This window comes from Brachybacterium sp. NBEC-018, assembly GCF_024860185.1.
In the GTDB taxonomy this organism is placed as follows: domain Bacteria; phylum Actinomycetota; class Actinomycetes; order Actinomycetales; family Dermabacteraceae; genus Brachybacterium; species Brachybacterium rhamnosum.
In genome coordinates, this window is sequence record NZ_CP100650.1 from 339,132 (window position 1) to 361,192 (window position 22,061).

21 protein-coding genes are annotated in these 22,061 nt (G+C 73.1%); 2 read left to right on the plus strand and 19 right to left on the minus strand.

Features of this window, described 5'->3' with window-relative positions; all coding sequences use genetic code 11:
* Positions 1 to 29 precede the first annotated feature (29 nt).
* From NLU66_RS01545 to NLU66_RS01565, 5 genes are all read right to left on the minus strand, one after another.
* Positions 30 to 1,736 (minus strand): dihydroxyacetone kinase family protein, encoded by a 1,707-nt coding sequence (locus tag NLU66_RS01545; RefSeq protein ID WP_259361201.1) that lies wholly within the window; start codon positions 1,734 to 1,736, stop codon positions 30 to 32.
* Positions 1,737 to 1,781: 45 nt separating this feature from the next.
* The gene (locus NLU66_RS01550) at positions 1,782 to 2,573 is read right to left on the minus strand and encodes an SDR family oxidoreductase (RefSeq protein WP_259361202.1); all 792 of its coding nucleotides are present in this window, start codon (positions 2,571 to 2,573) and stop codon (positions 1,782 to 1,784) included.
* A 59-nt stretch (positions 2,574 to 2,632) separates the two neighbouring features.
* Positions 2,633 to 4,003 (minus strand): RbtT/DalT/CsbX family MFS transporter, encoded by a 1,371-nt coding sequence (locus NLU66_RS01555; protein WP_259361203.1) that lies wholly within the window; start codon positions 4,001 to 4,003, stop codon positions 2,633 to 2,635.
* A 42-nt stretch (positions 4,004 to 4,045) separates the two neighbouring features.
* On the minus strand, positions 4,046 to 5,143 hold the full coding sequence (locus tag NLU66_RS01560) for a zinc-binding dehydrogenase (RefSeq protein ID WP_259361204.1): 1,098 nt from the start codon (positions 5,141 to 5,143) through the stop codon (positions 4,046 to 4,048).
* Between the two features lie 133 nt (positions 5,144 to 5,276).
* Positions 5,277 to 6,224 carry a sugar-binding transcriptional regulator gene (locus NLU66_RS01565; protein ID WP_259361205.1) on the minus strand — a complete coding sequence of 316 codons (948 nt, stop codon included), beginning with the start codon at positions 6,222 to 6,224 and terminating at the stop codon, positions 5,277 to 5,279.
* A gap of 107 nt (positions 6,225 to 6,331) precedes the next feature.
* Between NLU66_RS01565 and NLU66_RS01570 the strand changes: the two genes are divergently transcribed.
* Positions 6,332 to 7,870 carry an FGGY-family carbohydrate kinase gene (locus NLU66_RS01570; RefSeq protein ID WP_259361206.1) on the plus strand — a complete coding sequence of 513 codons (1,539 nt, stop codon included), beginning with the start codon at positions 6,332 to 6,334 and terminating at the stop codon, positions 7,868 to 7,870.
* 142 nt (positions 7,871 to 8,012) lie between these two features.
* Here NLU66_RS01570 and glpK read toward each other — a convergent pair whose 3' ends face one another.
* The 3 genes from glpK to NLU66_RS01585 form a co-directional block, all read right to left on the minus strand.
* A complete protein-coding gene (gene glpK / locus NLU66_RS01575; protein WP_259361207.1) occupies positions 8,013 to 9,548 on the minus strand; it encodes a glycerol kinase GlpK in 1,536 nt (511 codons plus the stop codon).
* Positions 9,549 to 9,661: 113 nt separating this feature from the next.
* Positions 9,662 to 10,384 carry an MIP/aquaporin family protein gene (locus NLU66_RS01580; RefSeq protein ID WP_259362518.1) on the minus strand — a complete coding sequence of 241 codons (723 nt, stop codon included), beginning with the start codon at positions 10,382 to 10,384 and terminating at the stop codon, positions 9,662 to 9,664.
* Positions 10,385 to 10,548: 164 nt separating this feature from the next.
* The gene (locus NLU66_RS01585) at positions 10,549 to 12,294 is read right to left on the minus strand and encodes a glycerol-3-phosphate dehydrogenase/oxidase (RefSeq protein ID WP_259361208.1); all 1,746 of its coding nucleotides are present in this window, start codon (positions 12,292 to 12,294) and stop codon (positions 10,549 to 10,551) included.
* Between the two features lie 97 nt (positions 12,295 to 12,391).
* Between NLU66_RS01585 and NLU66_RS01590 the strand changes: the two genes are divergently transcribed.
* A complete protein-coding gene (locus NLU66_RS01590) occupies positions 12,392 to 13,348 on the plus strand; it encodes a sugar-binding transcriptional regulator (RefSeq protein ID WP_259361209.1) in 957 nt (318 codons plus the stop codon).
* 162 nt (positions 13,349 to 13,510) lie between these two features.
* On the opposite strand, the gene NLU66_RS01595 is transcribed toward NLU66_RS01590, so the two are convergent.
* The 11 genes from NLU66_RS01595 to NLU66_RS01645 form a co-directional block, all read right to left on the minus strand.
* The gene (locus NLU66_RS01595; RefSeq protein WP_259362520.1) at positions 13,511 to 13,921 is read right to left on the minus strand and encodes an ASCH domain-containing protein; all 411 of its coding nucleotides are present in this window, start codon (positions 13,919 to 13,921) and stop codon (positions 13,511 to 13,513) included.
* 303 nt (positions 13,922 to 14,224) lie between these two features.
* Positions 14,225 to 15,295 (minus strand): hypothetical protein, encoded by a 1,071-nt coding sequence (locus NLU66_RS01600; protein ID WP_259361210.1) that lies wholly within the window; start codon positions 15,293 to 15,295, stop codon positions 14,225 to 14,227.
* A 182-nt stretch (positions 15,296 to 15,477) separates the two neighbouring features.
* Positions 15,478 to 16,350, minus strand: a complete 873-nt coding sequence (fdhD, locus tag NLU66_RS01605; protein WP_259361211.1) for a formate dehydrogenase accessory sulfurtransferase FdhD — start codon at positions 16,348 to 16,350, stop codon at positions 15,478 to 15,480.
* Positions 16,351 to 16,377: 27 nt separating this feature from the next.
* Positions 16,378 to 16,758 carry an ArsR/SmtB family transcription factor gene (locus NLU66_RS01610; RefSeq protein WP_259361212.1) on the minus strand — a complete coding sequence of 127 codons (381 nt, stop codon included), beginning with the start codon at positions 16,756 to 16,758 and terminating at the stop codon, positions 16,378 to 16,380.
* The gene (locus NLU66_RS01615; protein ID WP_259361213.1) at positions 16,755 to 17,261 is read right to left on the minus strand and encodes an SRPBCC domain-containing protein; all 507 of its coding nucleotides are present in this window, start codon (positions 17,259 to 17,261) and stop codon (positions 16,755 to 16,757) included. The genes NLU66_RS01610 and NLU66_RS01615 overlap by 4 nt, the downstream gene beginning before the upstream one ends.
* A 104-nt stretch (positions 17,262 to 17,365) precedes the next feature.
* Entirely contained in the window at positions 17,366 to 17,842 is a 477-nt protein-coding gene (locus tag NLU66_RS01620; RefSeq protein ID WP_259361214.1) for an SRPBCC family protein, read from the minus strand.
* An 88-nt stretch (positions 17,843 to 17,930) separates the two neighbouring features.
* The gene (locus tag NLU66_RS01625) at positions 17,931 to 18,869 is read right to left on the minus strand and encodes an NAD(P)H-binding protein (RefSeq protein ID WP_259361215.1); all 939 of its coding nucleotides are present in this window, start codon (positions 18,867 to 18,869) and stop codon (positions 17,931 to 17,933) included.
* On the minus strand, positions 18,866 to 19,849 hold the full coding sequence (locus NLU66_RS01630) for an ABC transporter substrate-binding protein (protein WP_259361216.1): 984 nt from the start codon (positions 19,847 to 19,849) through the stop codon (positions 18,866 to 18,868). The genes NLU66_RS01625 and NLU66_RS01630 overlap by 4 nt, the downstream gene beginning before the upstream one ends.
* Positions 19,850 to 19,904: 55 nt before the next feature.
* Complete coding sequence (locus NLU66_RS01635) at positions 19,905 to 20,570, minus strand: ABC transporter permease (RefSeq protein WP_259361217.1); 666 nt, start codon at positions 20,568 to 20,570, stop codon at positions 19,905 to 19,907.
* Positions 20,567 to 21,223, minus strand: a complete 657-nt coding sequence (locus tag NLU66_RS01640) for an ABC transporter permease (protein WP_259361218.1) — start codon at positions 21,221 to 21,223, stop codon at positions 20,567 to 20,569. Before NLU66_RS01640 ends, NLU66_RS01635 begins: the two co-directional genes overlap by 4 nt.
* Positions 21,220 to 22,056 carry an ABC transporter ATP-binding protein gene (locus NLU66_RS01645; protein WP_259361219.1) on the minus strand — a complete coding sequence of 279 codons (837 nt, stop codon included), beginning with the start codon at positions 22,054 to 22,056 and terminating at the stop codon, positions 21,220 to 21,222. Before NLU66_RS01645 ends, NLU66_RS01640 begins: the two co-directional genes overlap by 4 nt.
* Positions 22,057 to 22,061: the final 5 nt, after the last annotated feature.

Consider the following 22,061-nt stretch of genomic DNA (forward strand, 5'->3'; position numbering starts at 1 on the left):
ACCTTCCAGGTGAGGGTGGGTGTTCGGGGTCAGGAGAGCTGCTCGCCGAGCAGCGTGACGATGCGGGAGAAGGAGATCGCGCCCGGATCCGGCGTGCCCACGGACTTGTCCCCGTGGTTGCGGGCACGGCCCTTGGTCGCCGCGATCTCGGCGGTGCCCTCGGCGGCCGCCGTGGCCTTCGCCGCGGCCTCGGTGATCGCGGCACCGGCGGAGCCGCTCGCATCCGTCGCGGCGAGGGACTCGCGGAACGGGACGGCCGCGTCGACCATCGTCTTGTCCCCCACCTGCGCGCCGCCGAGGCGCTCGATCGCCTCGACCGCCTGGATCAGCCCCGTGAGCAGGGCGTCGCCCGTGACGGCGGCGTCGTCGGCGAGCGCCCGGCCGAGGCTCGTGAGCGCCGCGCCCCACAGCGCACCGGAGGTGCCGCCGGCCTCCGCGGACCACGCCGCCCCGGCCTGCACGAGGACCGTGCGGGCGCCCGCACCGCCCTCGACGCTGCGCTGCGCGGCCGCGCGCGCGGCGCGGATGCCGAGCAGCATGCCCTGGCCGTGGTCGCCGTCCCCGGCGACCTGGTCCATGCGCCCCAGCTCCGGCTCGAGCCCCGTGAGCAGCTCCTCCACCGCGCCGAGCACCTCGAGCACGCGCGCGGCGCCCTCCTGCGACGCCGCCGAGGCCTCCGGGATCGGGTCCTCGCCCGGGGCGTAGACCTCCCCGCGCTCCTCGCCGAGCGGACCCTCCACGACGGCGCCGCGGCGGAAGGCCGGGGCGTCCGCCGCGGCGAGCCACAACCGCTCGAGCTCCTCGTCCAGGCGCATCACGGTGAGCGAGAGGCCCGCCATGTCCAGGCTCGTCACGTGCTCCCCCACCTCGGGGCGCACCACGGTGAGGCCGCGCTCGGCGAGGAGGCCCGCGACGTGCTTCCACACCACGAACATCTCCTCGTGCTTCACGGTGCCGAGGCCGTTGAGGACCACGGCGACGCGGTCCGAGTCGAGCTCCGGGGTCTCCTCGAGCACGCCGTCCACGAGCACGCGGGCGAGCTCCGCGGCGCTCGGCATGTCCACCTCGTCGATGCCCGGCTCGCCGTGGATGCCCAGGCCGATCGCCATCCGCCCCTCGGGGACGTGGAAGAGGGCGTCCTCGGCGCCGGGCAGGGTGCAGCCGTCGAAGGCGACGCCGAGCGAGCGGGTCGCGTCGTTCGCCTTCCACGCGAGGCGCTCCGCCTCGTCGAGGTCCGCACCCTCCTGGATCGCGGCGCCCGTGACCTTGAAGACGGTGAGGTCGCCGGCGATGCCGCGGCGGTCGCGATGGTCCCCGCCCTGCCCCGAGGCGATGTCGTCGCTCACCGCGACGATGCGCACGTCGATCCCCTCGGCGCGCAGCTTCTCCGCCGCGACGCCGAAGTGCAGCACGTCCCCGGCGTAGTGGCCGAAGCCGAGGAGCACGCCGCCGCCGTTCTCCGCGTTCCGCGCGACCGCGTGGACCTGGTCCGAGGACGGCGAGGAGAACACGTTCCCGCAGGGCGCGCCGTGCGCGAAGCCCGGCCCCACCCAGCCCGCGAAGGCCGGGTAGTGCCCCGAGCCGCCGCCCACCACGAGCGCGGGCTGTCCCGCCGGGGTGGCCGCGGCGCGGACCACGCCGCCGTGCACGCGCAGCAGCTCCTCCGGGTGCGCGGCGACGAGGCCCTCGACGGCGTCGGAGGGGAAGGACAGGGGATCGTCGAACAGGTAGGTCATGGGAGCGTCTCCAGGTCAGGGGTGCGGGGAGAGGAGGCGGGGCCGTCAGGCGGCCGTGTAGCCGCCGTCGATCGAGAGGATCGAGCCGGTGACGAAGGAGCTCGCGTCGGAGGCGAGGTACACGGCGGCGCCCGCGAGCTCGTGCGGCTCCCCCGGGCGCTTCATCGGCGTCATGAGGTTCCACTGGTCGATCTGCGGGCCGCCGGCCTCGTAGAAGCCGCGGGTCAGCTCGGTGCGCATGTACCCCGGGGCGATCGCGTTCACGCGCACGCCGCGCTCGGCCCACTCGAGGGCCGCGGAGCGGGTGAGGTTGTGGACCGCGGCCTTCGAGGCGTTGTAGGACGCCTGGGTCTGCGGGACGTTCGCGATGATCCCGCTCATCGAGCCGGTGTTGATGATGCTGCCGTGGCCGCGCTCGAGCATCCTCCGGCCGACGGCGGAGAGCACGTGGTACACGCCGTCGAGGTTGAGCGTCATCACCGCGCGCCACTTCTCGGCGTCGCCGTCCTCGAGGGGGTGGTGGATCGTGCGGCCCGCGTTGTTCAGCAGGATCTCGATGCCGCCCACCTCGTCGTCGATCGCGGCGACGGTCTGCTCGACCTCCGCCTGGTCGGTGACGTCGAGGTGGCGGTAGTCCACGCGCACGCCGGTCTCGGCGGCGAGGTCGCGGGCGGCCTGCTCGCCGGTCGCGTCGTCGATGTCCGCGAGGACGATCGGGGCGCCGTGCTGGGCGAGGCCGCGGGCCATGGCGAGGCCCAGGCCCTTCGCGCCGCCGGTGACGAGGGCGGTGCGGCCGGTGAGGTCGAACAGCGGGGTGTCGGGGGTGGTGGTGCTCATGAGGTGCTCCTTCGTGAGGTGCTGCGGAGAGGGGGGACGGCGCCGGGCGCGGGATCAGATCAGGCGGCCTCGTCGGCCGCCTCGAGGACGGGGCCGTGCAGCCGCGGCTGGTGGACCTTGAGGAAGAAGGTCATGGCGAAGGCGCATGCGTAGAGCAGGACGAACGCCCAGACCACGGCGACGTTCCCGCCGAGCGGCCGCACGATCGCGACGACGGCGCTGCCCAGGAAGGTCGCCCCGCCCGCGGCGGTCGTGTACATGGCCATCGCGGCGCCCGTGTGCTTCGGGGCGATCGCCGGCATGATCGCGCCGAGCGGCACGAAGCCGGCGAGCATGATGCCGAAGACGGTGCCCGCCGCGACGGAGAGCGCGAAGCCCCAGTCGGAGCCGGCCGGCACCATGTGCGGCACGTACCACCACAGCAGCAGGCCGATCGCGGAGCCGAGGATGCCGAACCAGCGCACCGTCGTCACCCAGCCGACGCGGTCGCCGAGGGCGCCGAAGGCCGCGTTGAACAGGATGTTGCCGGCGTAGACGATCGTCGTCATGACGAGCCACTGGGACTGGCTCCAGCCCAGTCCACCGTCGGCCACGGAGCCCGCGATGACGTTGGGCAGGATGATGAACATGCCGAACTCGGGCGCGGTGTTGATGAGGCGGGTGAGGAAGCCCATCGCGATGCGCTTGTTCGTGAAGGTCAGGCGCACGCCGGAGCCGAGCACCGCGAGGGAGGACTCGTCCGCGGGGGCGAGTCGGCGCGAGCCGTGCTCCTCGTGGACGCCGAGCCAGGCGACGAGGAAGCCCGCGAGCACGATGACGCTCGAGGCGAGCATCGCGAGGGTCTCGCCGCCGTGCCCGCCGCCGAAGGTCGGGATGAGGAACACCGCGACGAGCGAGCCGAGGGTGGGCAGACCGCCCGTGAACATGACGTAGAACCAGCCGACGCCCGCGCCGTTGCGCTCCTTGTCCACGACGTGGTTGATCCACACGAGGAAGGCGAAGGCGAACAGCGGGAAGCCGAAGCCGCGCAGGAAGTAGCTCGCGGCGACGAGCGGCACCGACTCGAGCTCGAGGGAGCCGAGGAAGGCGAGCTCGAAGACGACCCACACCCCGAAGCCGAGGGCCATCACGCGGCGCGGGCCCCAGAGGTCGGAGAGCGCGCCGGCGAGATAGGAGCCCACGAGCACGGCGAGCGAGTAGGCCGTGATGATCGTGGCGGCGAGGTTGATCTTGTCGTCACCGCCGCCGAAGGCCACGGCGATGTGCGGGGCGACGATGTTCGACTCCACGCCGTTGCCGGTCATGAACAGCAGCACGCCGAGGAAGCCCCAGCGCAGCGGGTGCGGGATGCCGAGCCGGTCCAGGAAGGTCTCGCGCCCGGCCCCGGGGGCGGTGCCCGCCGGGGACGAGGTGGTCGAGGGGAACGTCATGTCTGCACTCCTTCGTGCACGGGGGGAGAGGGACGGGGCGGCTCAGAGGCCGGGGACGATCGAGACCTTCACGGAGGCGCCGGAGGAGTCGCCGACGGTGTCGAGGGCCTTCTGGACGTCGCCGAGGCCGAACTGGTGGGTGCAGATCTCGTCCATGGGCAGCACGCCGGACTCGATGATCCCGATCGCGGCGGGCCAGCAGTTCGGGCCCAGGTGGGCGCCGAGCACGTCGAGCTCCTTGTCGTCGGAGATGATCGACCAGTCGACGGTGACGTCGTCCTTGAAGACCGAGTACTCGACGAAGCGGCCGAGCTTGCGCAGCAGGTTCAGGCCCTGGGAGACGGCGCTCGGGTGTCCCGTGCACTCGATGTAGACATCGGCGCCGTAGCCGCCGGTGAGCGCCTTGATCTCGGCGACGACGTCGACCATCGAGGGGTTCAGGGTGAGGTCCGCGCCGCACTTCGCGGCGAGGGCGAGCTTGTCGTCGTCGAAGTCGAGGGCGATGACCTGCTTGGGGGTCTTGTGGCTCGCGCCGATGATCGCGCCGAGGCCGATCGGGCCGCAGCCGGCGACCACGACGACGTCGTCGAAGGTGAGCTGCGCGCGCTCGACGGCGTGGAGGGAGCAGGAGAGCGGCTCGGAGAAGGCCGCGTGGTGGGGCGGGAGGTCCTTGCTGACCTGGTGGGCGCGGGCGAGCGACGGGACGATCATGTACTCCGCCATGGCGCCGCTGTAGTGCTTGAAGCCGAACATGTCGTGGGGGCCGCACATCCAGTACCAGCCGCGCTGGCAGTACATGCACTCGCCGCAGGGGACGATCTGCTCGCAGGCGATGCGGTCGCCGATCTGCACGCCGTGGTGGGCGAGGGCCTCCTCCGAACCGGCGACGACCTCGCCGACGAGCTCGTGGCCGGGGGTGATGCCGGGCTCGACCCAGCGGTCGCGGTTCTCGTCGCCCCAGAACTTCGCGGCGCCGTGGTAGCACTTCAGGTCGCTCGCGCAGACGCCCACGGCCTCCACGCGCAGCAGGAGCTCGTCCGCGGCGGGGCGCGGGACGTCGATCTCCTCGAGGCGGTAGTCCTCCGGCGCGTGCATGACGACGGCCTGCATCGTGCTGGGGATCTGGGGGGACTGGCTCATGGGGGACACATCTCCTTCGATACGTTCCGGCCCGGCGGCGCGGACGTGTCGAGACTAGGCACGCCCGCGAACATTCGTCAAGCACAAATGTTCCGATTGATGGCGCCGCAGGTCAGAGGAGGGATCAGGAGGGTCAGACCGCGGGGTCGGGGTGCGCAAGCACCGCGAGCGCCGTCGGCTCGTCGGTGATCAGCGTCGAGAACAGACCCGCCCGCGCGCCCGCGAGGATCGACGGCGCCTTGCGGACGTCCGCCGCGAGCGCGATCGCGTCCGGGATGTCCCGCATCAGCTCCCGGGAGGGCCGCACCAGGCGGTCCGAGCCCGGGAAGGCGACCGCCTCGCCCGCGGCGTCGTAGAAGTGGAGGTTGATGTCCCCCACCGCCGGCTCGAGCAGCGGCTCGTCCCGCGGCACGACGGAGGTCAGCGACTCACGGCCCCGGTACGGCTCGCCGACGCCCACCACCACGGCGCGCGCCCGCCGCCACAGGTCCGTGATCGCGAGGAAGCTCGGATCCGCCTGCAGCGAGTCCCACAGGCTCGGCGAGGGCTGCGCCGGGGCGAACATGAACCGCGGCTCCGCATGCGTGCGATCCGCGAAGCGCCGCACGATCTCGTTCGTCTGGAACGACGGATCGGGCTCCTGCTGCCCGCCCACCGTGGGCGCCACGATCACGCCCGGCAGCTCCGGCAGCCCCGCCATGCCGCTCACCGCGTAGGTCGTCTTCCCCGAGGACAGCAGCAGCACGTCCCCGCGCCGCAGGCCCAGCCCCCGCAGCTCCTCCCCCAGCAGGTCGCCGATCCCCCGGAAGCCCCGCTGCACCTGGTCACCCGCCGCGATCCGCACCCGGGCCGCGCCCAGGCGCTCCCGCAGCCGCAGCTCGAGGTCCGCGAGATCCCCCGTGCTCGGGTCGAGCACCTCGAAGCGCACCATGCCGATGCGCCGCGCCTCCGCGATGAGCTTGGAGACCGTGGGCCGCGAGACGTGCAGCAGCTCCGCGATCTCCGCCTGGCGCAGATCGTCGAGGTAGTACGCCGAGGCGGCGCGGTGCAGCAGCTGCACGTCCATCGTCGTCTCGAGCACGGGCTCTCCTCCGCAGCGGGGTCACGGGGCGTCACCCCGACGGTGACAGGATAGGGGCGGCGTCGAGGCCGTCCTGCCCGATGCCGTCCCGAGACGGAGGACAGGGCATGCGAGCAGGCGTGACGCGGGCACCGCGCACGGACGCACCGAGCGGGGTCACCCCCGCCGTGCTGGGGGTCGACGTCGGCACCTCCGCGAGCAAGGCGATCCTCGTGACCCTCGACGGCACCGTCCTCGCGACCGCCGTGCGCGAGCACGCCGTGGACCGACCCCGCCCCGGGCACGTCGAGATGGACGGCGGGATCTGGTGGGACGAGCTCGTCTCCATGACCGCCGAGCTGCTCACCGGCCCCGCCGGCGACGGCGTCGAGGTCACCGGGATCGGGCTCTCCGGCATGGGCCCCTGCGTGCTCCTCGCCGGGGCCGACGGCACCCCCGTGCGCCCCGCGATCCTCTACGGCGTGGACACCCGCGCCGGCCTGCAGATCGACCGCCTGCGCGCCGAGCTCGGCGACGACGCGATCCTCGAGCGCTGCGGCTGCGTGCTCACCGCCCAGGCCGCCGGACCCAAGATCGCCTGGGTCGCCGAGGAGGAGCCCGGGACCTACGCGCACGCCCGTCGGCTCTTCATGACCGCGAGCCACCTCGCCTTCCGCCTCACCGGGCAGTACGTGCTCGACCACGCCTCCGCGAGCCAGGCCGCGCCGCTCTACGACCTGCGGGCCGGGCGCTGGCACGAGGAGTGGGCCGCGCGCGTCGCCCCCGGCATCGAGCTGCCCGAGCTGCGCTGGGCCGGGGAGGCCGCCGGGACCGTCACCCCGCAGGCCGCCGCGGCGCTCCCCGGGATCGCCGCGGGCACCCCCGTCATCACCGGCACCATCGACGCCTGGGCCGAGGCCCGCGGCGCCGGCACCGAGCACCCCGGCGACATGATGCTCATGTACGGCACCACGACCTTCCTCGTCGCCCGCACCGCGGAGCTGCTCCCCGGCCGCGAGCTCTGGGCGACCGCCGGCACCGCGCCCGGCGGCTGGACCCTCTCCGGCGGCATGGCGGCCTCCGGTGCGATCACCGGCTGGCTGCGCGAGCTCACCGGCGGGGACGACTACGGCGACCTCGTGGGCGAGGCCGCCGCGAGCGGGCCCGGCGCGCGCGGCCTGCTCATGCTCCCCTACGTGGCCGGGGAGCGCTCCCCGCTGCACGACCCCGACGCCCGCGGAGTGATCGCCGGGCTCACCCTCTCCCACACGCGCGGCGACCTCTACCGCGCCGCCCTCGAGGCCGCCGCCCTCGGCGTGCGCCACCACCTCGAGGCGATGACCGCCGCCGGCGCCCGCATCGACCGGGTCGTCGCCGTGGGAGGCGGCGCCCGCACGGACCTGTGGCCGCAGATCGTCTCCGACGTCACCGGGCTCCCCCAGCGCATCCCCCGCTGCACGATCGGCGCCTGCTACGGCGGGGCGATGCTCGCCGCGGAGCTCGCCCACGGCATCGACACCTCCCCCTGGCAGGGCACGGACCACGAGGTGCACCCCGACCCCGCCCTGCGGGAGACGTACGACGAGCTCTACGGCCTGTACCGCGACCTCTACCCCGCGACCCGGGACGTCGCCCACGCCCTCGCCCGGCGGCAGCGGGAGGCCTGAGGCGGGCACGACGAGGGCCGGCGGTCACCTCCCTCAGGAGGTGACCGCCGGCCCCTGTCGTCGGACGTCGGCGTCAGCCGTTCAGCCGTTCAGCCGTACTGGATGGCTGATCTCCTACCGCTCGTCCCTCGCAGCACGTCGATCAGCCGTTCAGCGCCTCGACGTCGTCGTCCACCCAGTCGAAGGTCCGCTCCACGGCCTTCTTCCAGAGGCGGAGGCTGCGCTCGCGGGTCTCCGGGTCCATGTCCGGCTCCCAGCGCTTGTCCTCGTCCCAGTTGTCGATGACGTCCTGCTCGCCGGACCAGAAGCCCACCGCGATGCCGGCCGCGTAGGCGGCGCCGAGGGCGGTGGTCTCGATGACCTTCGGGCGCACCACGGGCACGCCGAGGATGTCGGCCTGGAACTGCATGAGCGTCTCGTTCATGACCATGCCGCCGTCGACCTTGAGCTCGGTGAGGTCCACGCCGGAGTCCGCGTTCATCGCCTCGAGCAGCTCGGCGGACTGGTAGGCGGTCGCCTCCAGGGTGGCCCGCGCGATGTGGTTCTTGGTGATGTAGCGGGTCAGGCCCACGATCGCGCCGCGCGCGTCGGCCTTCCAGTACGGGGCGAAGAGGCCCGAGAACGCCGGGACGACGTAGCAGCCGCCGTTGTCGTCGACCTGCTTGGCGAGGTCCTCGATCTCCGGGGCGGTCGTGATCAGGCCCAGGTTGTCGCGCACCCACTGCACGAGCGAGCCGGTCACGGCGACCGAGCCCTCGAGCGCGTAGACCGGCTTGCTGTCACCGATCTTGTAGGCGACGGTGGTGAGCAGGCCGTTCTCGCTGCGCACCAGCTCCTCGCCGGTGTTGATGAGCATGAAGTTGCCGGTGCCGTAGGTGTTCTTGGCCTGGCCCACCTCGAAGCAGGCCTGGCCGAAGGTCGCGGCCTGCTGGTCGCCGAGGATGCCGGCGATCGGGGTGTCGATGAGCAGGTCGTTCTTGCGACCCTTGCCGTACACCTCGGAGGAGGACTTGATCTCGGGGAGCATGGACAGCGGGATGCCCATGTCCTTCGCGATGTCCTCGTTCCAGTCGAGGGTGTCGATGTTCATGAGCATCGTGCGCGAGGCGTTGGTGACGTCGGTGACGTGCACGCCGCCGTTGACGCCGCCGGTCAGGTTCCACACGAGCCACGAGTCGGTGTTGCCGAAGAGCAGGTCGCCCTTCTCCGCCTTCTCGCGGGCGCCGTCGACGTTGTCGAGGATCCACTTCACCTTGGGGCCGGAGAAGTAGGTGGCGAGCGGGAGGCCCACGCGCTCCTTGTACTTGTCCGCGCCCTCGTCGCCGCCCAGCTCGTCGCAGATGCGCTGCGTGCGGGTGTCCTGCCAGACGATCGCGTTGTAGACCGCCTCGCCCGTCGTCTTGTCCCACACCACCGCGGTCTCGCGCTGGTTGGTGATGCCGACGGCGGCGAGCTGATGACGGTTGATGTCGGCGTTGACGAGCGCCTGGCCCACGACGTCGCGGGTGTTCTTCCAGATCTCGGCGGGATCGTGCTCGACCCAGCCGGCCTTGGGGAAGATCTGCTCGTGCTCCTTCTGACCGGAGGCGACGATCTGGCCGCCGTGGTCGAAGACGATCGCACGGGTCGAGGTGGTGCCCTGGTCGATCGCGAGGATGTACTGCGGTGCGTCGGACATGGTGACTCCTTCGTCGGATGGTTTCACGGTACGGGGTGGGAGCGGCGGCGGGGACGGATCGGACGGATCGCCCCCGCCGCGCGGCTCACGGGGTGGAGCTCAGGTGCTGCGGATCAGAAGAACAGGATCGAGGCCACGCCGGCGAGCACGCCGCCGATCAGGGGGCCGACGACCGGCACCCACGAGTAGCCCCAGTCCGAGGAGCCCTTGTCCTTGATCGGCAGCAGCGCGTGCGCGATGCGGGGGCCGAGGTCACGGGCGGGGTTGATGGCGTACCCGGTGGGGCCGCCGAGGGACGCGCCGATCGCGACGACCAGCAGGGCCACGGCGAGCGGGCCGAGCTCGTTCGGGGTGTTGCCGAACTGGATGATCACGAAGACGAGCACGAAGGTCGCGATGATCTCGGTGACCAGGTTCCAGCCGTAGGAGCGGATGCCGGGGGCGGTGGAGAAGGTGCCGAGCTTGGTGGGGCCGTCGGGCGTCGCGTCGTAGTGCTGCTTGTAGGCGAGGTACACGAGGACCGCGCCGAGGATCGCGCCGATCAGCTCCGCCACGAAGTAGGCGATCGTGGTGCCGAAGGTGACCGGGATGCCGGGGCCGTACTCGGAGGCGCCGCTGACCAGCAGGCCCACGGTGACGGCAGGGTTGAGGTGGGCGCCGGTCTTGTAGGCGACCCAGACGCCGGCGAACACACCGAGGCCCCAGCCCCAGTGGATCATGAGCGGGCCGCCGCCATGGCCGCCCGTCTTGTTCAGGGCGTGGTTCGCGACCACGCCGACGCCCAGCAGGATGAGCATCGCGGTGCCCGCGATCTCCGAGAGCAGGATCGTTCCGATGGTTCCCATGGGTTCTCCTCGTCGAGAGCCGTCCCGCGGGTGGCGGGCCGGGTGCCCCGGTGGTGCCGGGGCGGGGTGCGCACGGTGGCGCGGGGGCGGTGCGAGGGCGGGCTCCGTGCCCGCCCTCGGGGCGCCGGGGAGGGTGAGCCCCGGCGCCGACCGGATCAGGCCCTGGCGGGCACCTCCGGGACCGCGGCGATCGCCGCGGCGACCTCCGCGTCGGTATGGGTCGCCTCGCCGGCGAGGCGCGCGTCGATGTAGGCGCGGTAGGTCTCGACCTCGCGCTGGGCGGTGGCCTCGTCCCAGCCGAGCTCGGGGGCGATGAGGGCGGCGATCTCCTCGGCCGCGGCGACGCCGCGGTCACGGGTCTCGTAGTCCAGGCGGGTGCGGCGCTGGAGGACGTCGGCCAGGTGCCGGGCGCCCTCGGCGCGCACCGCGTAGACGGCCTCGGCGCGCACGTAGCGGGGGGCGTGCTCGAGCGGGGTCGCGAGCGAGGGGTCCTCGTCGATCAGCGTGAGGACGTCCCGCAGCAGGGTGCCGTAGCGGAAGATCAGGCGGTCGATCCGGATCTCCTCCCAGCCGTGCTGCACGGCGATCGCGCCCTTGTCCCGCTTCAGCTCGGCGAGGCCCTGCGCACCGATCACGGGGACCGTGCGGGTGAGGCTCGGGCGGCCCGGGAAGCTCGTGCGGGTCGCGAAGTCGACGACGTCCTCCGCCATGACGCGGTAGGTCGTGAACTTGCCGCCCGCGATCGCGGAGAGGCCCGGCTCGACCTCCATGACGGTGTGCTCGCGGGAGACCTTCGTGGACTTCGAGCTGTCCGAGCCCTTCTTCACCGGCTGCAGCAGCGGGCGCAGTCCCGTGTAGACGCCGATGACGTCCTCGCGGGTGAGGTCGTCGGAGAGCACCGCGTTCGCGTGCTCGAGGACGTAGTCGATGTCGTCGGAGGTCGCGCCGACGGCCGTCGGGTCCTCCTTCCACGGGGTGTCCGTGGTGCCGATGACCCAGTACTCGTCCCACGGGATGATGAAGAGGACGGACTTCTCGGTCTGCGTGATGATGCCGGTGTCCGGCACCGCGCGGATGGCGTCGCGGGCGACGGTGATGTGGATGCCCTTGGAGGCGAGGACCTCGAGGCCGGCGTCGGCCCCGGCGAGCTCCTGCTGGTCCTGGGTCCAGACGCCGCCGGCGAGGATGACCTCGCGGGCGTGGACGTCGAACTCGTCCCCGGTCTCCTCGTCGCGCACGCGCACGCCGACGACGCGCTCGCCCTCGTGGAGGTAGGAGACGACGGAGGTGTAGTTCGCGACCGCGGCGTCGTGCTGGGCGGCGGAGCGCACGAGCATCATCACGAAGCGGGCGTCGTCCATCTGCGCGTCGAAGTACTCGAGGGCGCCGACGACCTTCTCACCGTCCAAGCCCGGGAACACCTCGAGCATCTTCTCGTGCATGAGGTGGCGGTGGAAGGGCACCGCGCGCTTGCGACCCACGGACTGCATCGCGTCGTAGAGGGTCACGCCCGCGCCGATGTACGTGCGGTCGATGACCTTGCGGAAGAACGGGAAGACGAACTTGATGGGCCGCACCAGGTGGGGGGCCGTCGTCTCGAGCAGCAGGTCACGCTCGCGCAGCGCCTCGGCGACGAGCTTGAAGTCGAGCATCTGCAGGTAGCGCAGGCCGCCGTGCATGAGCTTCGAGGAGCGGGACGAGGTGCCGGAGGCCCAGTCGTGGCGCTCGACGAGGCCGACGGAGAGCCCGCGCGTCGAGGCGTCGAACGCGGCGCCAGCGCCGTTGACGCCGCCGCCCACGACGAGGACGTCCAGCGGCGACTCGGAGGTGGCGGCGCGGAGCCGGGCCAGGTGCTCGGCACGGTTCTCGGGGGTGAGGGCGGACCGCTGCAGTGCGGACATTCGAGGAGCTCCTTCGCTGTTGCCGTGTTCGCCGACCATCGTGGAACTGCCGTGCAGCATTCGCAAGCGCGGTGCACGAACGTGCAAGACTGGCCCCATGAGCGCCGGGAACCGCCTCGAGCACGCCTTCGCGGCTGCACGGATGTACTACGACGAGGGCCAGACGATGGAGACCATCGCCCAGTCCCTCGCCGTCTCCCGCTCCACCGTCTCCCGCCTCCTGCGCGACGCCCGCGACGAAGGCCTCGTCACCATCTCCCTCCACCCACCCGGCGCCTACCGGGCCGACGAGCTCCGCCACCGCCTCGCCGAGCGCTACGGCGTCCGCGCCCACGTCGTCGCCGCCCCCGAGCCCGGCGAGCGCGAACGCCTCGCCGCCGTCGCCCAGGCCGGCGCCGCGCTGCTCGAGGAGATGCTCGAGCCGGACATGACCATCGGCCTCGCCTGGGGCACCACCACCTCGAACCTCGTCTCCCGCCTGCGCCCCACCCCCACCCCCGGCCTGCGCATCGTCCAGCTCAACGGCGCCATCAACACCGAGGGCTCCGGCATGACCTACGTGTCCGCCGTGCTCGCGAAGGCCGCCGGGCTCTGGGACGCGACCGTGCACCACTTCCCCGTCCCCGCCTTCTTCGACCACGCCTCCACCCGCCAGGCCATGTGGCAGGAGCGCTCCGTGCAGCGCGTCCTCCACGTGCAGCGCCAGTGCACCCTCGCCGTCTTCAGCGTGGGCGCCTTCGACGCCGAGGTCCCCAGCCACGTCTACACGAACAACTACCTCACCCCGGAGGACCGCCGCTCCCTCCGCGCCGACGGCGCCGTCGGCGACGTGTGCACCGTCTTCCTCCGCGCGGACGGCACCTGGAAGGGCATCGGCATGAACAACCGCAGCACCGGCCCGAGCCCCGCCCAGCTCGCCCGCATCCCCCGCCGCCTTCTCCTCGCCGCCGGCAGCCGCAAGGCCGTGCCGCTGCGCGCTGCCCTCCGCGCCGGCGTCGCCACCGACCTCGTCGTCGACGAGGTCACCGCCCAGAGCCTCCTCGCCCTGGGGTGAGCGGGCGGGGGGCGGGTGCAGGGATGGTCCGATTCCGTTCCATCCGGGGCGCCGATCTGGAACGGAATCGGACCATCCGTGAGCGCGACGGAAGCGATCAGGCCGTGAGCCCGGCGAGCAGCGCCGGATAGGCAGGATGCGCGAGCCGCGACGTGACGGCGCTCAGCTCTCCGGACGGGCGGGATGCACGACGCGGAAGCGCTCGCAGACCACGGGCATGTCCGGCGCGAACCCCGCGGCCGAGTAGTCGCGCCAGAAGCGCTCGTGGATCTCGCGCCAGGCGGCGAGACTGCGGTCCCCCTCCCCCTCGGCGTGCGCATGCTCGGCCGTCACCTCGTCGAAGGGCACCACGTCGACGCCGGTCACCTCGAGCACCGCGCGCGGCGCTCCCGCACCGTCGAGGATCACGGAGAGGAGGCCGACGACGGGCATCGGCTCGCTGTCCGGCTCGTCGTAGTCCGCGAGAGAGCTCGCGGTGGCGGTCTTCGTCCCGTCGAGCACGAGGGCCAGCAGGCCGTCGGCGTGCTCGGGCGTCGCGCCGAAGGCCCAGGCCTCGGGCGGATCGGCCGGCAGCTCGGGGTGGGCGGCACGGGCCTCGGCCCAGAAGCTGCGGACGGCGGCGTCCGATGCAGCGGCGTCAGTGGCGTCGGCGGGGGCGGCAGGGCCGGTGGCGGCAGCGTCGGGGGCGGCAGGGCCGGTGGCGGAGGCGGAGGCGGGAGCAGCGTCGTCGGAGGTCACCCCGCGATCCTAGGCCCCCGAGATGGTCCGATTCCGTTCCATTGCGAGCTCAGATCTGGAACGGAATCGGACCATCGGGCGCGGGTGCCGGGCCGCACGTCGGGACCGGGCCCCGAGCGGGCACCGGGCCGCGCGGCCTCACCGATCCATGCGCGCCGAGGGGCGCGTCGCGACGACCGCGGCGAGCCGGCGTCGGATCCGTGCGGCGTCGGGCACCACCGCGCCGTGGCGAGCCAGGGCGTCCCGGATCCGCAGCAGAATCCGCAGCGGCCGCCGGAGGTCATCGCCGTTCGCGCGGACGAGCGTCCACCCCAGCCCCGCCAGCTGGTCCCGCCGCTCCTCGTCACGGCGCCACTGCCCCTTCGTGGTCCGATGCCCGTCGCCGTCGTACTCGAGCCCGAGCCGGACGTCCTCCCAGGCCAGGTCGATGTAGCGCACGCTCCGGTCGCGGGGGTCGGAGACACGCAGGTTCGGCACCGGCCGAGGGAGTCCGACGGCCTCGATCACCAGGCGCATCACCGTCTCGCCCGGGGAGCGGACCTCCGGCAGCGCCCTCCCGAGCGCACGGCGCGCCGCCGGCGTCCCCGCTCGACCAGGATTCGACGCGAGCACCGCATGCAGCGTGTCGACGCTCTGCCCCGGAAAGCGGGACTGCGGTCCGATCATCGCCACGACCACGGCGACGAGGTCCCACGGGCGCAGCACCGTCCCGAGCTGGCGGAGCACCTCACCCTGGACCGGGAGGTGAAGCCTGCCGACCTGGGACGTCGCCACCGGGCCGCCACGATGGACCACCGCCCCGCGCCCGATCCGAGTGCGCCCGCCCCGAGGGAGGAGGCAGTGCAGCACGGGAAGCGTCGCATCGTCACCGAGGGCGGTGCCGGTCGGCACGGCGGGGACCACGAGGGTCCCGTCGTCCCGCTGCTCCGCCACCGGGAGCATCCCGATCCCACCCTCGATCCGAGCCGGGAGCGGCAGCCCCCACAGCAGCGCGGCCGTCGTGTGGCTCGGCACGCTCCCCGGCAGCGCCCTGTTCTGCAGCACCCAGGCCATCGCGTTCAGCGAGCACGGGAACGCGGTGGGCGTGAGGTAGCCGGGGAAGACGGTCGTGAAGGAGTCCGAGGCGAGATCGCGCGGGTGCATGCCGACCGAGATCCAGACGGAGCGGTGCTCCAGGACGCCGGCGAAGCGGCTCAGGGCAGGGGGCATGGGCCGACGCTACGAGTGGGATCGGAGCTCGTCGCAAGCCGGGCTGCGGCTGTGGAGAAGGACGCTGTGGGGAGGAGAGGCGCGCTGCACGCCGCACCCGCGATGGTCCGATTCCGTTCCAGATCGGCGCCAGAAGTGGAACGGAATCGGACCATCCGGCGGGGGAGAAAGAAGGGGCGCGCTCAGCCCTCGACGGCGGAGAGGTCGAGGCGGTCCTCGCCGGCGTAGACGTTGAGGCGGCCGTCGCCGTCGTCGGCCGCCCGGGCGAAGCCCAGGAGCGTCATGCCGAAGGCCTCGGCGGTGTCCACGGCGAGGGAGCTCGCGGCGGAGACGCAGGCCAGCAGCGGCACGCCGGCGAGCGCCGCCTTCTGCGCGATCTCGAAGCTCGCGCGGGAGGAGACGAGCAGGAAGCAGTCGGCGAGCGGCAGGCGGTCCTCGAGCAGCGCCCAGCCGATGACCTTGTCCACCGCGTTGTGGCGGCCCACGTCCTCCCGGACCACGAGGATCTCGCCGTCGAGGCCCACGAGCGCGGCCGCGTGGACGCCGCCGGTGCGGGCGAAGACGGGCTGGCGCTCCCCCAGCTCACGCGCCGCCTGCAGCACCAGGCGCGGGTCGACCCGCCAGTCGGCCCCGAGGGTGAAGCGGCCGCGCCGTCGGACCGCCTCGATGCTCTCCGCCCCGCACACGCCGCACGCGGAGGAGGTGGTGAAGGCGCGGGAGGCGACGGGCAGCAGCTGCGGCCGCGCGGTCGTGAACTCCATGACGTTGTAGGTGTTGCGGGGCAGGCCGGTCTCGTCCTCGACGACGGCGCCGTCGCAGTAGCGGGCCTCGGCGACGTCCTCGCGACGCTCGATGAGCCCCTCGCCGTGGAGGAAGCCGTGGATCAGCTCGACGTCGTGGCCCGGGGTGCGCATCGTGAGCGAGAGCCGCTGCCCGTTCAGGCGGATGTCCAGCGGCTCCTCGACGGCGACGTGGTCGCCCTTGCGGCCCGCGTACAGCTTCCCGTCGCGGACGCGCACGGTGCGCACGCGCGCGGTGTCGGTGACCCTGCCCATCCCTCGAGGGTAGTCGCGGCGGGAGCGTCAGGGGGACGTCGGCCCCGGGCCCGTGGGCCGCTCCGCGGGCTGCTCCGCGGCCGCCTTGAGCCCGGCGAGGCGGTCCTCCCAGCCGACGGCGACGAGACCCAGGAGGTCGGAGACCTCGCGCACCCGCTCCGGGGTCACGGTGTGCACGCGCCGACGGGCGCTGCGCTCGGCGCGCACGAGCCCGGCCTGCTCGAGGACCGTGAGGTGCTTGGCGACGCCCTGGCGGGTGAGCTCGAGGTCGCGGGCGACGGCGCCGGCGTCGTCCGGCCGCTCGGCGAGGCGCACGAGGATCCGGCGGCGGGTGCGGTCCGCGAGCGCGGGGAGCAGGAGGTCCGCCGCGGGGTCGAGGAGCGTGAGCGCGGCCGACGGGGCGCTCACTGCGCCGCCTCGCACACGGTGCGGGCGACGCCGAGCTCCTCGATCCAGCCGTCGGTGTTCTCCTCGAACCGGTGCCGACGGGCGGCCGCGTCCCCGGGGAGGCTCGCGAAGCCGCTCTCGCGGACGGTGAGCTCCACGCCGTCGCCGTGCGGGGCGATCGTGAACTCGACGGTGGTGCTCGCCGGCTCGGCGGCTCCCGCGTCTCCCCCGCTCTCGCCGTCGCCGTCGAGCCAGCGGAAGACGGCGCGGTGCGGCGCCTCCAGGGCCACGGTCTCGATGACGAAGGCGCCGTGCACGGGATCGAGGACCCGGGTGCGGCCGCCGCCGAGGTCGGTGAGCTCGTGCTCGCGGCAGCTGCCGTCGTTGATGAACCATCCGGGCTCGCTGACGAGGGTGAAGACGGGCTCGGCGGGGGCGGTGATGGTGATCGAGCGGACGATCTCGTCGGGGACGTCCTCGGCGGTGAGGGCGGTGGGGTCAGGGGCGGCGGTGCATCCGGTCATGAGGGGCTCCTCGGTCGGGCGGGGCCTGTCCCGCGTGACCTCAGCCTGGCATGACGGAGCCCGCAGTGCAACCCTTCAGTTGCACTACGGGCGTCCTCGGGCGCTCAGGCCTCGCTGACGGCGGCCGCGAGCAGGTTCAGCGACTGCTCGAGCTCGGCCTCCGTGATGAGCGGGAAGCCCACCTTCTCGAGCACCTTCTTGTCCGTCACCTTGTCCCAGGAGTAGGTGAGCACGACCTCGGTGGTCGAGGCGTCCTGGGCGCGCAGCTCGTAGAGCCACTCCCAGCCCTTCGGGGCGTCCGGGGCGTCGTCGTTCGCGGGCTGCCAGCCCACCATCTTGTTCTCGTCGAAGGCGGTGACGTGGTTGTGGATGCGGTAGTCGCCGCCCTGGTCCTCGCGGTGCATGTTCATCACGAACTTCTCGCCGGACTTCGTGATGCGCTCGGTGTCCTCGGCGGAGCGGACGTTGCCGGAGCCGTCGAAGGACGGGTGCTTCGCCGGCAGCGTGAGCAGCGCGAAGATGTCCTTCGCGGGGGCGTCGATGATGCGGGAGACGGTCACGTTCGTATCGGAGGTCGTCATGGCCCCACCCTGCCGCAGCCCCCCCCGCCGCTGTCACACGTCTCCCGACCATCAGGTCGTTCCTGCTGGTCAGCGGCGGGTCGTCGGCTCAGGCCCGGACGACGTCCTCGAGGCGCAGCGGCTCGCGGCCCAGCACCTCCGCCACGTGCCCGCTCACCGCGGCGAGCGCACCGGAGGCGATCGCGGTGTACGTGCTGATCCAGGCGTCGACCTCCCAGTCCGGCGCCCCGTAGGGCGCGCGCGAGGCCCGCGCCTCCTCCATCGTCTCGTCGACGTAGCGGTGCTCGAGCCCGGTCGCGGCCGTGAGCCGCCGGGCGACCTCCCTCAGCGTGGGCGCCTCCGCGCCCGTGAGCTCGAGGACCCTCCCCGCGAAGGCCGACGGGGCCGCGAGGATCCGCGCGGCGACCTGGGCGACGTCCTCCCGCGCGACGAAGGCGCAGCGCCCCTCGCCGGCGGGGCCGCGGAGCGTGCGGTCCTCCCCCGCCCAGGGCTGCAGCACGTCGAGGTAGAAGCAGTCCCGCAGCAGGGTCCAGAGCAGACCGGTGGCCTCCGCCGCCTCGCGGATCGCGTCCTCGGTGGCGCCGTGGTCCCGGGCGAGGGTGAACTCGGCGTCCGAGGACGCGCCCGTGAACGAGGTGTAGACGAGGTGGCGCACACCCGCCGCCGCGGCGGCCGTGACCGCGGTGCGGTGCTGGTCCACCCTGTCCGCGCTCTCCCCGGCGGAGACGAGCAGCAGCGTCTCCACCCCGGCGAAGGCGGCGGTGCAGGCCTCGAGGTCCCCGTAGGTCGCGACGGCGACCTCGGCCCCGTCGATCCGCGGGGCGCGCTCGGCGGAGCGGACCACGAGCCGCAGGTCGGCGCCCAGCCCGGTCTGCGCGAGGAGCGCCGCGACCCGACCGCCGAGCTGACCGCTCGCGCCGGTGACGGCGATCCGCGCGTGGACCGGCGCCGCGGCGCCGTCGACCGTCCCGGCGACCGCCTCGTCGGCCACGCCGTCGTCCGTCCCGGGGACGCCCGGCGTGCTCATGAGCCCAGCAGACCCTTCTCGGTGAGCCACGCCTTCGCGATCGTCGCGGAGTCCTGCTTGTCGGTGACGCTCTTCGTGTTCAGCGCGATGAGCTCCTCGGTGGTGAGGACGTCGGTGACCGTCTTGATCGCGGCGGCGGCGTCCTCGTCGATCCGCTTCGAGACGAGCGGGGCGACGTTCTGCGGCAGGATCATCGACTCCGGGTCCTCGAGGGTGACGAGGTCGTTCTCCGCGATCGAGGGATCCGCGGTGTAGATGTCCGCGAGCTGCGTGGTGCCGTCGAGCAGCGCCTGCAGGGTGAGGGGGCCGCCGGAGTCGGAGACGGGGACGACGGTGATGTCGGCGTCGTAGACGCTCTTCGCGCCCTGGGGGCCGTAGGGGCGCTCCTCGAACTCGGGGTTCGCGGCGATCTTGAGGTCCTCCACCCCGGCGAGGTCGCCGATCGCGGCGAGCTGGTTCTGGGAGGCGAAGTCCTTGGTCGTCGTGTAGGAGTCCTGGTCGGTGGCCTCCGCGTGGGGCAGCACGCGCAGGCCGTCCGGGAGGGCCTCGCCGAGGGCGGTCGCGAGATCGTCGGCCGTGCCGGTCGCGGCGGACTCGTCGAGGTACTGCAGGAGGTTCCCGAGGTACTCGGGGAGAAGGTCGATCGCCCCGGACTCGAGCTCCGGCATGTACACGTCCCGCTGACCGATCTGGTACTGCCGCTCGACGCTCGCGCCGGAGTCCTCGAGGACCTGCGCGAACAGCTCGGCGATGATCTCGTTGGAGTAGTACTGCTGCGAGCCGATGACGAGGGCACCGGTCGCGGGGCCGCCGCCGTCGGACGACCCGCCGGAGCCGGAGCCGGACTCCTTCGCGAGGGGGTCCTCGTTCGAGCAGGCCGCGGCGCCGGCGGCGACGAGGCCGGTGCCCGCGAGCGCGGCGAAGGAGCGCCGGCCCAGGGCGGGGCCGCGCGAGGGACGGGGGGTGCGGGATGCGGTCATGGTGTCCTCCTGGACGCGGGCGGGGCGGATCGGGTGAGGGGCGGGTGGAGCCGGGTCAGGTGCGGGCGGCGCCGCGCGGGGCGGTGAGCCGCTCCACGAGGCGCAGGGCGAGGTCGATGACGAGCGCGAGGGCGACCACGAGGATCGACCCGCCGAGCATCTGCGGGTAGTCGGAGAGGTTCAGGCCCAGGAAGATGAAGCGCCCCAGGCCGCCGTTGCCGATGTAGCTCGCGAGCATGACCGTCGCGACGACCTGCACGGCAGCGAGCCGCACCCCGCCGATCAGCAGCGGCAGGCCGAGCGGGACCTCGACCCGGGTGAGGATCTGCCATTCGGTCATGCCCTGGGCGCGGGCGGCGTCCACGGTGCGCGGGTCCACGGCCTCGCACGCGGAGTAGGCGCCCGCGAGCAGCGAGGGGATCGCGAGGATCACGAAGGCGAGCACGGGCGCGGTGAGGCCGATCCCGAGCCACAGCCCGAAGAGGGTCACGAGGCCCAGGGTGGGCAGGGCGCGGGCGGCGCCGCTGAGCGCGACGACGGGGCCGCGGCCGCGGCGGGTGTGCCCGACGAGCAGTCCCACCGGGATCGCGACGAGCGCGGCGATGCCGACGCCCAGCAGCGTGTACCAGAGGTGCTCGAGCAGGCGCACGGGGATCGAGCCGGGGCCGGACCAGCGGGTGGGGTCGGCGAGCCAGGCGAGGGCCTCGAGGAGCTGCGTCATGATCGCGCCCCCTTCCGACGCGGGGTGCGCGCCCAGGGCAGGGCGATCCGGGCGCCGAGGACGATCAGCAGGTCCAGCAGCAGGGCGAGGGCCACGGTGAGCACGATCCCGGAGAGGATCTCCTCGAGCAGGTCACGCTGGAAGCCGTCGATGAAGAGCATGCCGAGGCTCGGCACGCCGAGCACGCCGCCCACGGTCACGAGGGACACGGTGGAGACGGCGAGGACGCGCAGCCCGGCGACGAGGGCGGGCCCCGCGAGCGGCAGCTCGACCTGCCAGAACCGCTGGAGGGGGGCGTATCCCTGGGCGGTCGCGGCGCGCAGCGTGTCCCCGCTGACGGCGCGCAGGGCCTCCGAGGCGCTCGGCACCATGAGGGCGAGGCCGTAGATCGTGAGCGCGACGACGATGTTCAGGGGGCTGCGGATCGAGGTGCCGAGGAACAGCGGCAGCACGATGAACAGGGGCAGCGAGGGGATCGCGTAGAGCAGCCCGGCGCCCGCGGTGAGGGAGGTGCGCAGCCAGCCGCGCGCGGCGATGAGCTTCGCGATCGGCAGGGAGAGGACGAAGGCGAGCAGGATCGGCGGGATCGCCTGGAGGACGTGGGCGAGCAGGCGGGAGCCGAGCAGGTCGAGGTTCTCGAGGACCCAGGTCATGCGCGGGCCGCCCCGCCGGCGGGGGCCTCGAGGACGCCCGCGGCGCGGCCGTCGGCGTCGACGACGACGCGGCGGCCGCCGACCTCCTCGACGTGGAGGGTGCGGGTGCCGCGGTCCGCGCCGACGAAGCTGCGCACGAAGTCGTCCGCCGGGGCGGCGAGGATCTCCTGCGGGGTGCCCTGCTGGGCGACGACGCCGCCGGGGCGCAGCAGCACGACGCGGTCGCCGAGCAGGAAGGCCTCGTCGATGTCGTGGGTGACGAAGACGATCGTCTTGTGCAGCTCCTTCTGGATCCGCAGCATCTCCTGCTGGAGGTCCGCGCGGACGATCGGGTCCACCGCGCCGAAGGGCTCGTCCATGAGCAGGATGTTCGGATCCGCGGCGAGCGCGCGGGCGACGCCCACGCGCTGCTGCTGGCCGCCCGAGAGCTGGGAGGGGTAGCGGCGGGCGAGGGCCGGGTCCAGGCCCACCGTCTCGAGCAGCTCGAGGGCGCGGGAGCGGGCCTCGCGCCGGGAGGTGCCGCGCAGCACGGGGACGGTGGTGACGTTGTCGAGCACGCTGCGGTGCGGGAGCAGCCCGGAGGCCTGCATGACGTAGCCGATCGACCGGCGCAGGCGCACGGGGTCGAGGCCGGCGACGTCCTCGCCGTCGATCGCGACGCGGCCGCTGCTGGGATCGACCATGCGGTTGATCATGCGCAGCAGGGTGGTCTTGCCGGAGCCGGAGGTGCCCACGAGCACGACGGCCTCGTGGGAGGCGATCTCGAGGCTGAAGTCCTCGACGGCGATGGTCCCGTCGGGATAGGTCTTGCCGACGTTCTCGAAGGCGATCAACGGGG

Bases quoted from the DNA above. Each gene is read 5' to 3' on its own strand.
- NLU66_RS01545 (WP_259361201.1), bottom strand. From the start codon at position 1,736: ATGACCTACCTGTTCGACGATCCCCTGTCCTTCCCCTCCGACGCCGTC.
- NLU66_RS01550 (WP_259361202.1), bottom strand. From the start codon at position 2,573: ATGAGCACCACCACCCCCGACACCCCGCTGTTCGACCTCACCGGCCGC.
- NLU66_RS01555 (WP_259361203.1), bottom strand. From the start codon at position 4,003: ATGACGTTCCCCTCGACCACCTCGTCCCCGGCGGGCACCGCCCCCGGG.
- NLU66_RS01560 (WP_259361204.1), bottom strand. From the start codon at position 5,143: ATGAGCCAGTCCCCCCAGATCCCCAGCACGATGCAGGCCGTCGTCATG.
- NLU66_RS01570 (WP_259361206.1), top strand. From the start codon at position 6,332: ATGCGAGCAGGCGTGACGCGGGCACCGCGCACGGACGCACCGAGCGGG.
- glpK (WP_259361207.1), bottom strand. From the start codon at position 9,548: ATGTCCGACGCACCGCAGTACATCCTCGCGATCGACCAGGGCACCACC.
- NLU66_RS01585 (WP_259361208.1), bottom strand. From the start codon at position 12,294: ATGTCCGCACTGCAGCGGTCCGCCCTCACCCCCGAGAACCGTGCCGAG.
- NLU66_RS01590 (WP_259361209.1), top strand. From the start codon at position 12,392: ATGAGCGCCGGGAACCGCCTCGAGCACGCCTTCGCGGCTGCACGGATG.
- NLU66_RS01600 (WP_259361210.1), bottom strand. From the start codon at position 15,295: ATGCCCCCTGCCCTGAGCCGCTTCGCCGGCGTCCTGGAGCACCGCTCC.
- fdhD (WP_259361211.1), bottom strand. From the start codon at position 16,350: ATGGGCAGGGTCACCGACACCGCGCGCGTGCGCACCGTGCGCGTCCGC.
- NLU66_RS01615 (WP_259361213.1), bottom strand. From the start codon at position 17,261: ATGACCGGATGCACCGCCGCCCCTGACCCCACCGCCCTCACCGCCGAG.
- NLU66_RS01620 (WP_259361214.1), bottom strand. From the start codon at position 17,842: ATGACGACCTCCGATACGAACGTGACCGTCTCCCGCATCATCGACGCC.
- NLU66_RS01625 (WP_259361215.1), bottom strand. From the start codon at position 18,869: ATGAGCACGCCGGGCGTCCCCGGGACGGACGACGGCGTGGCCGACGAG.
- NLU66_RS01630 (WP_259361216.1), bottom strand. From the start codon at position 19,849: ATGACCGCATCCCGCACCCCCCGTCCCTCGCGCGGCCCCGCCCTGGGC.
- NLU66_RS01635 (WP_259361217.1), bottom strand. From the start codon at position 20,570: ATGACGCAGCTCCTCGAGGCCCTCGCCTGGCTCGCCGACCCCACCCGC.
- NLU66_RS01640 (WP_259361218.1), bottom strand. From the start codon at position 21,223: ATGACCTGGGTCCTCGAGAACCTCGACCTGCTCGGCTCCCGCCTGCTC.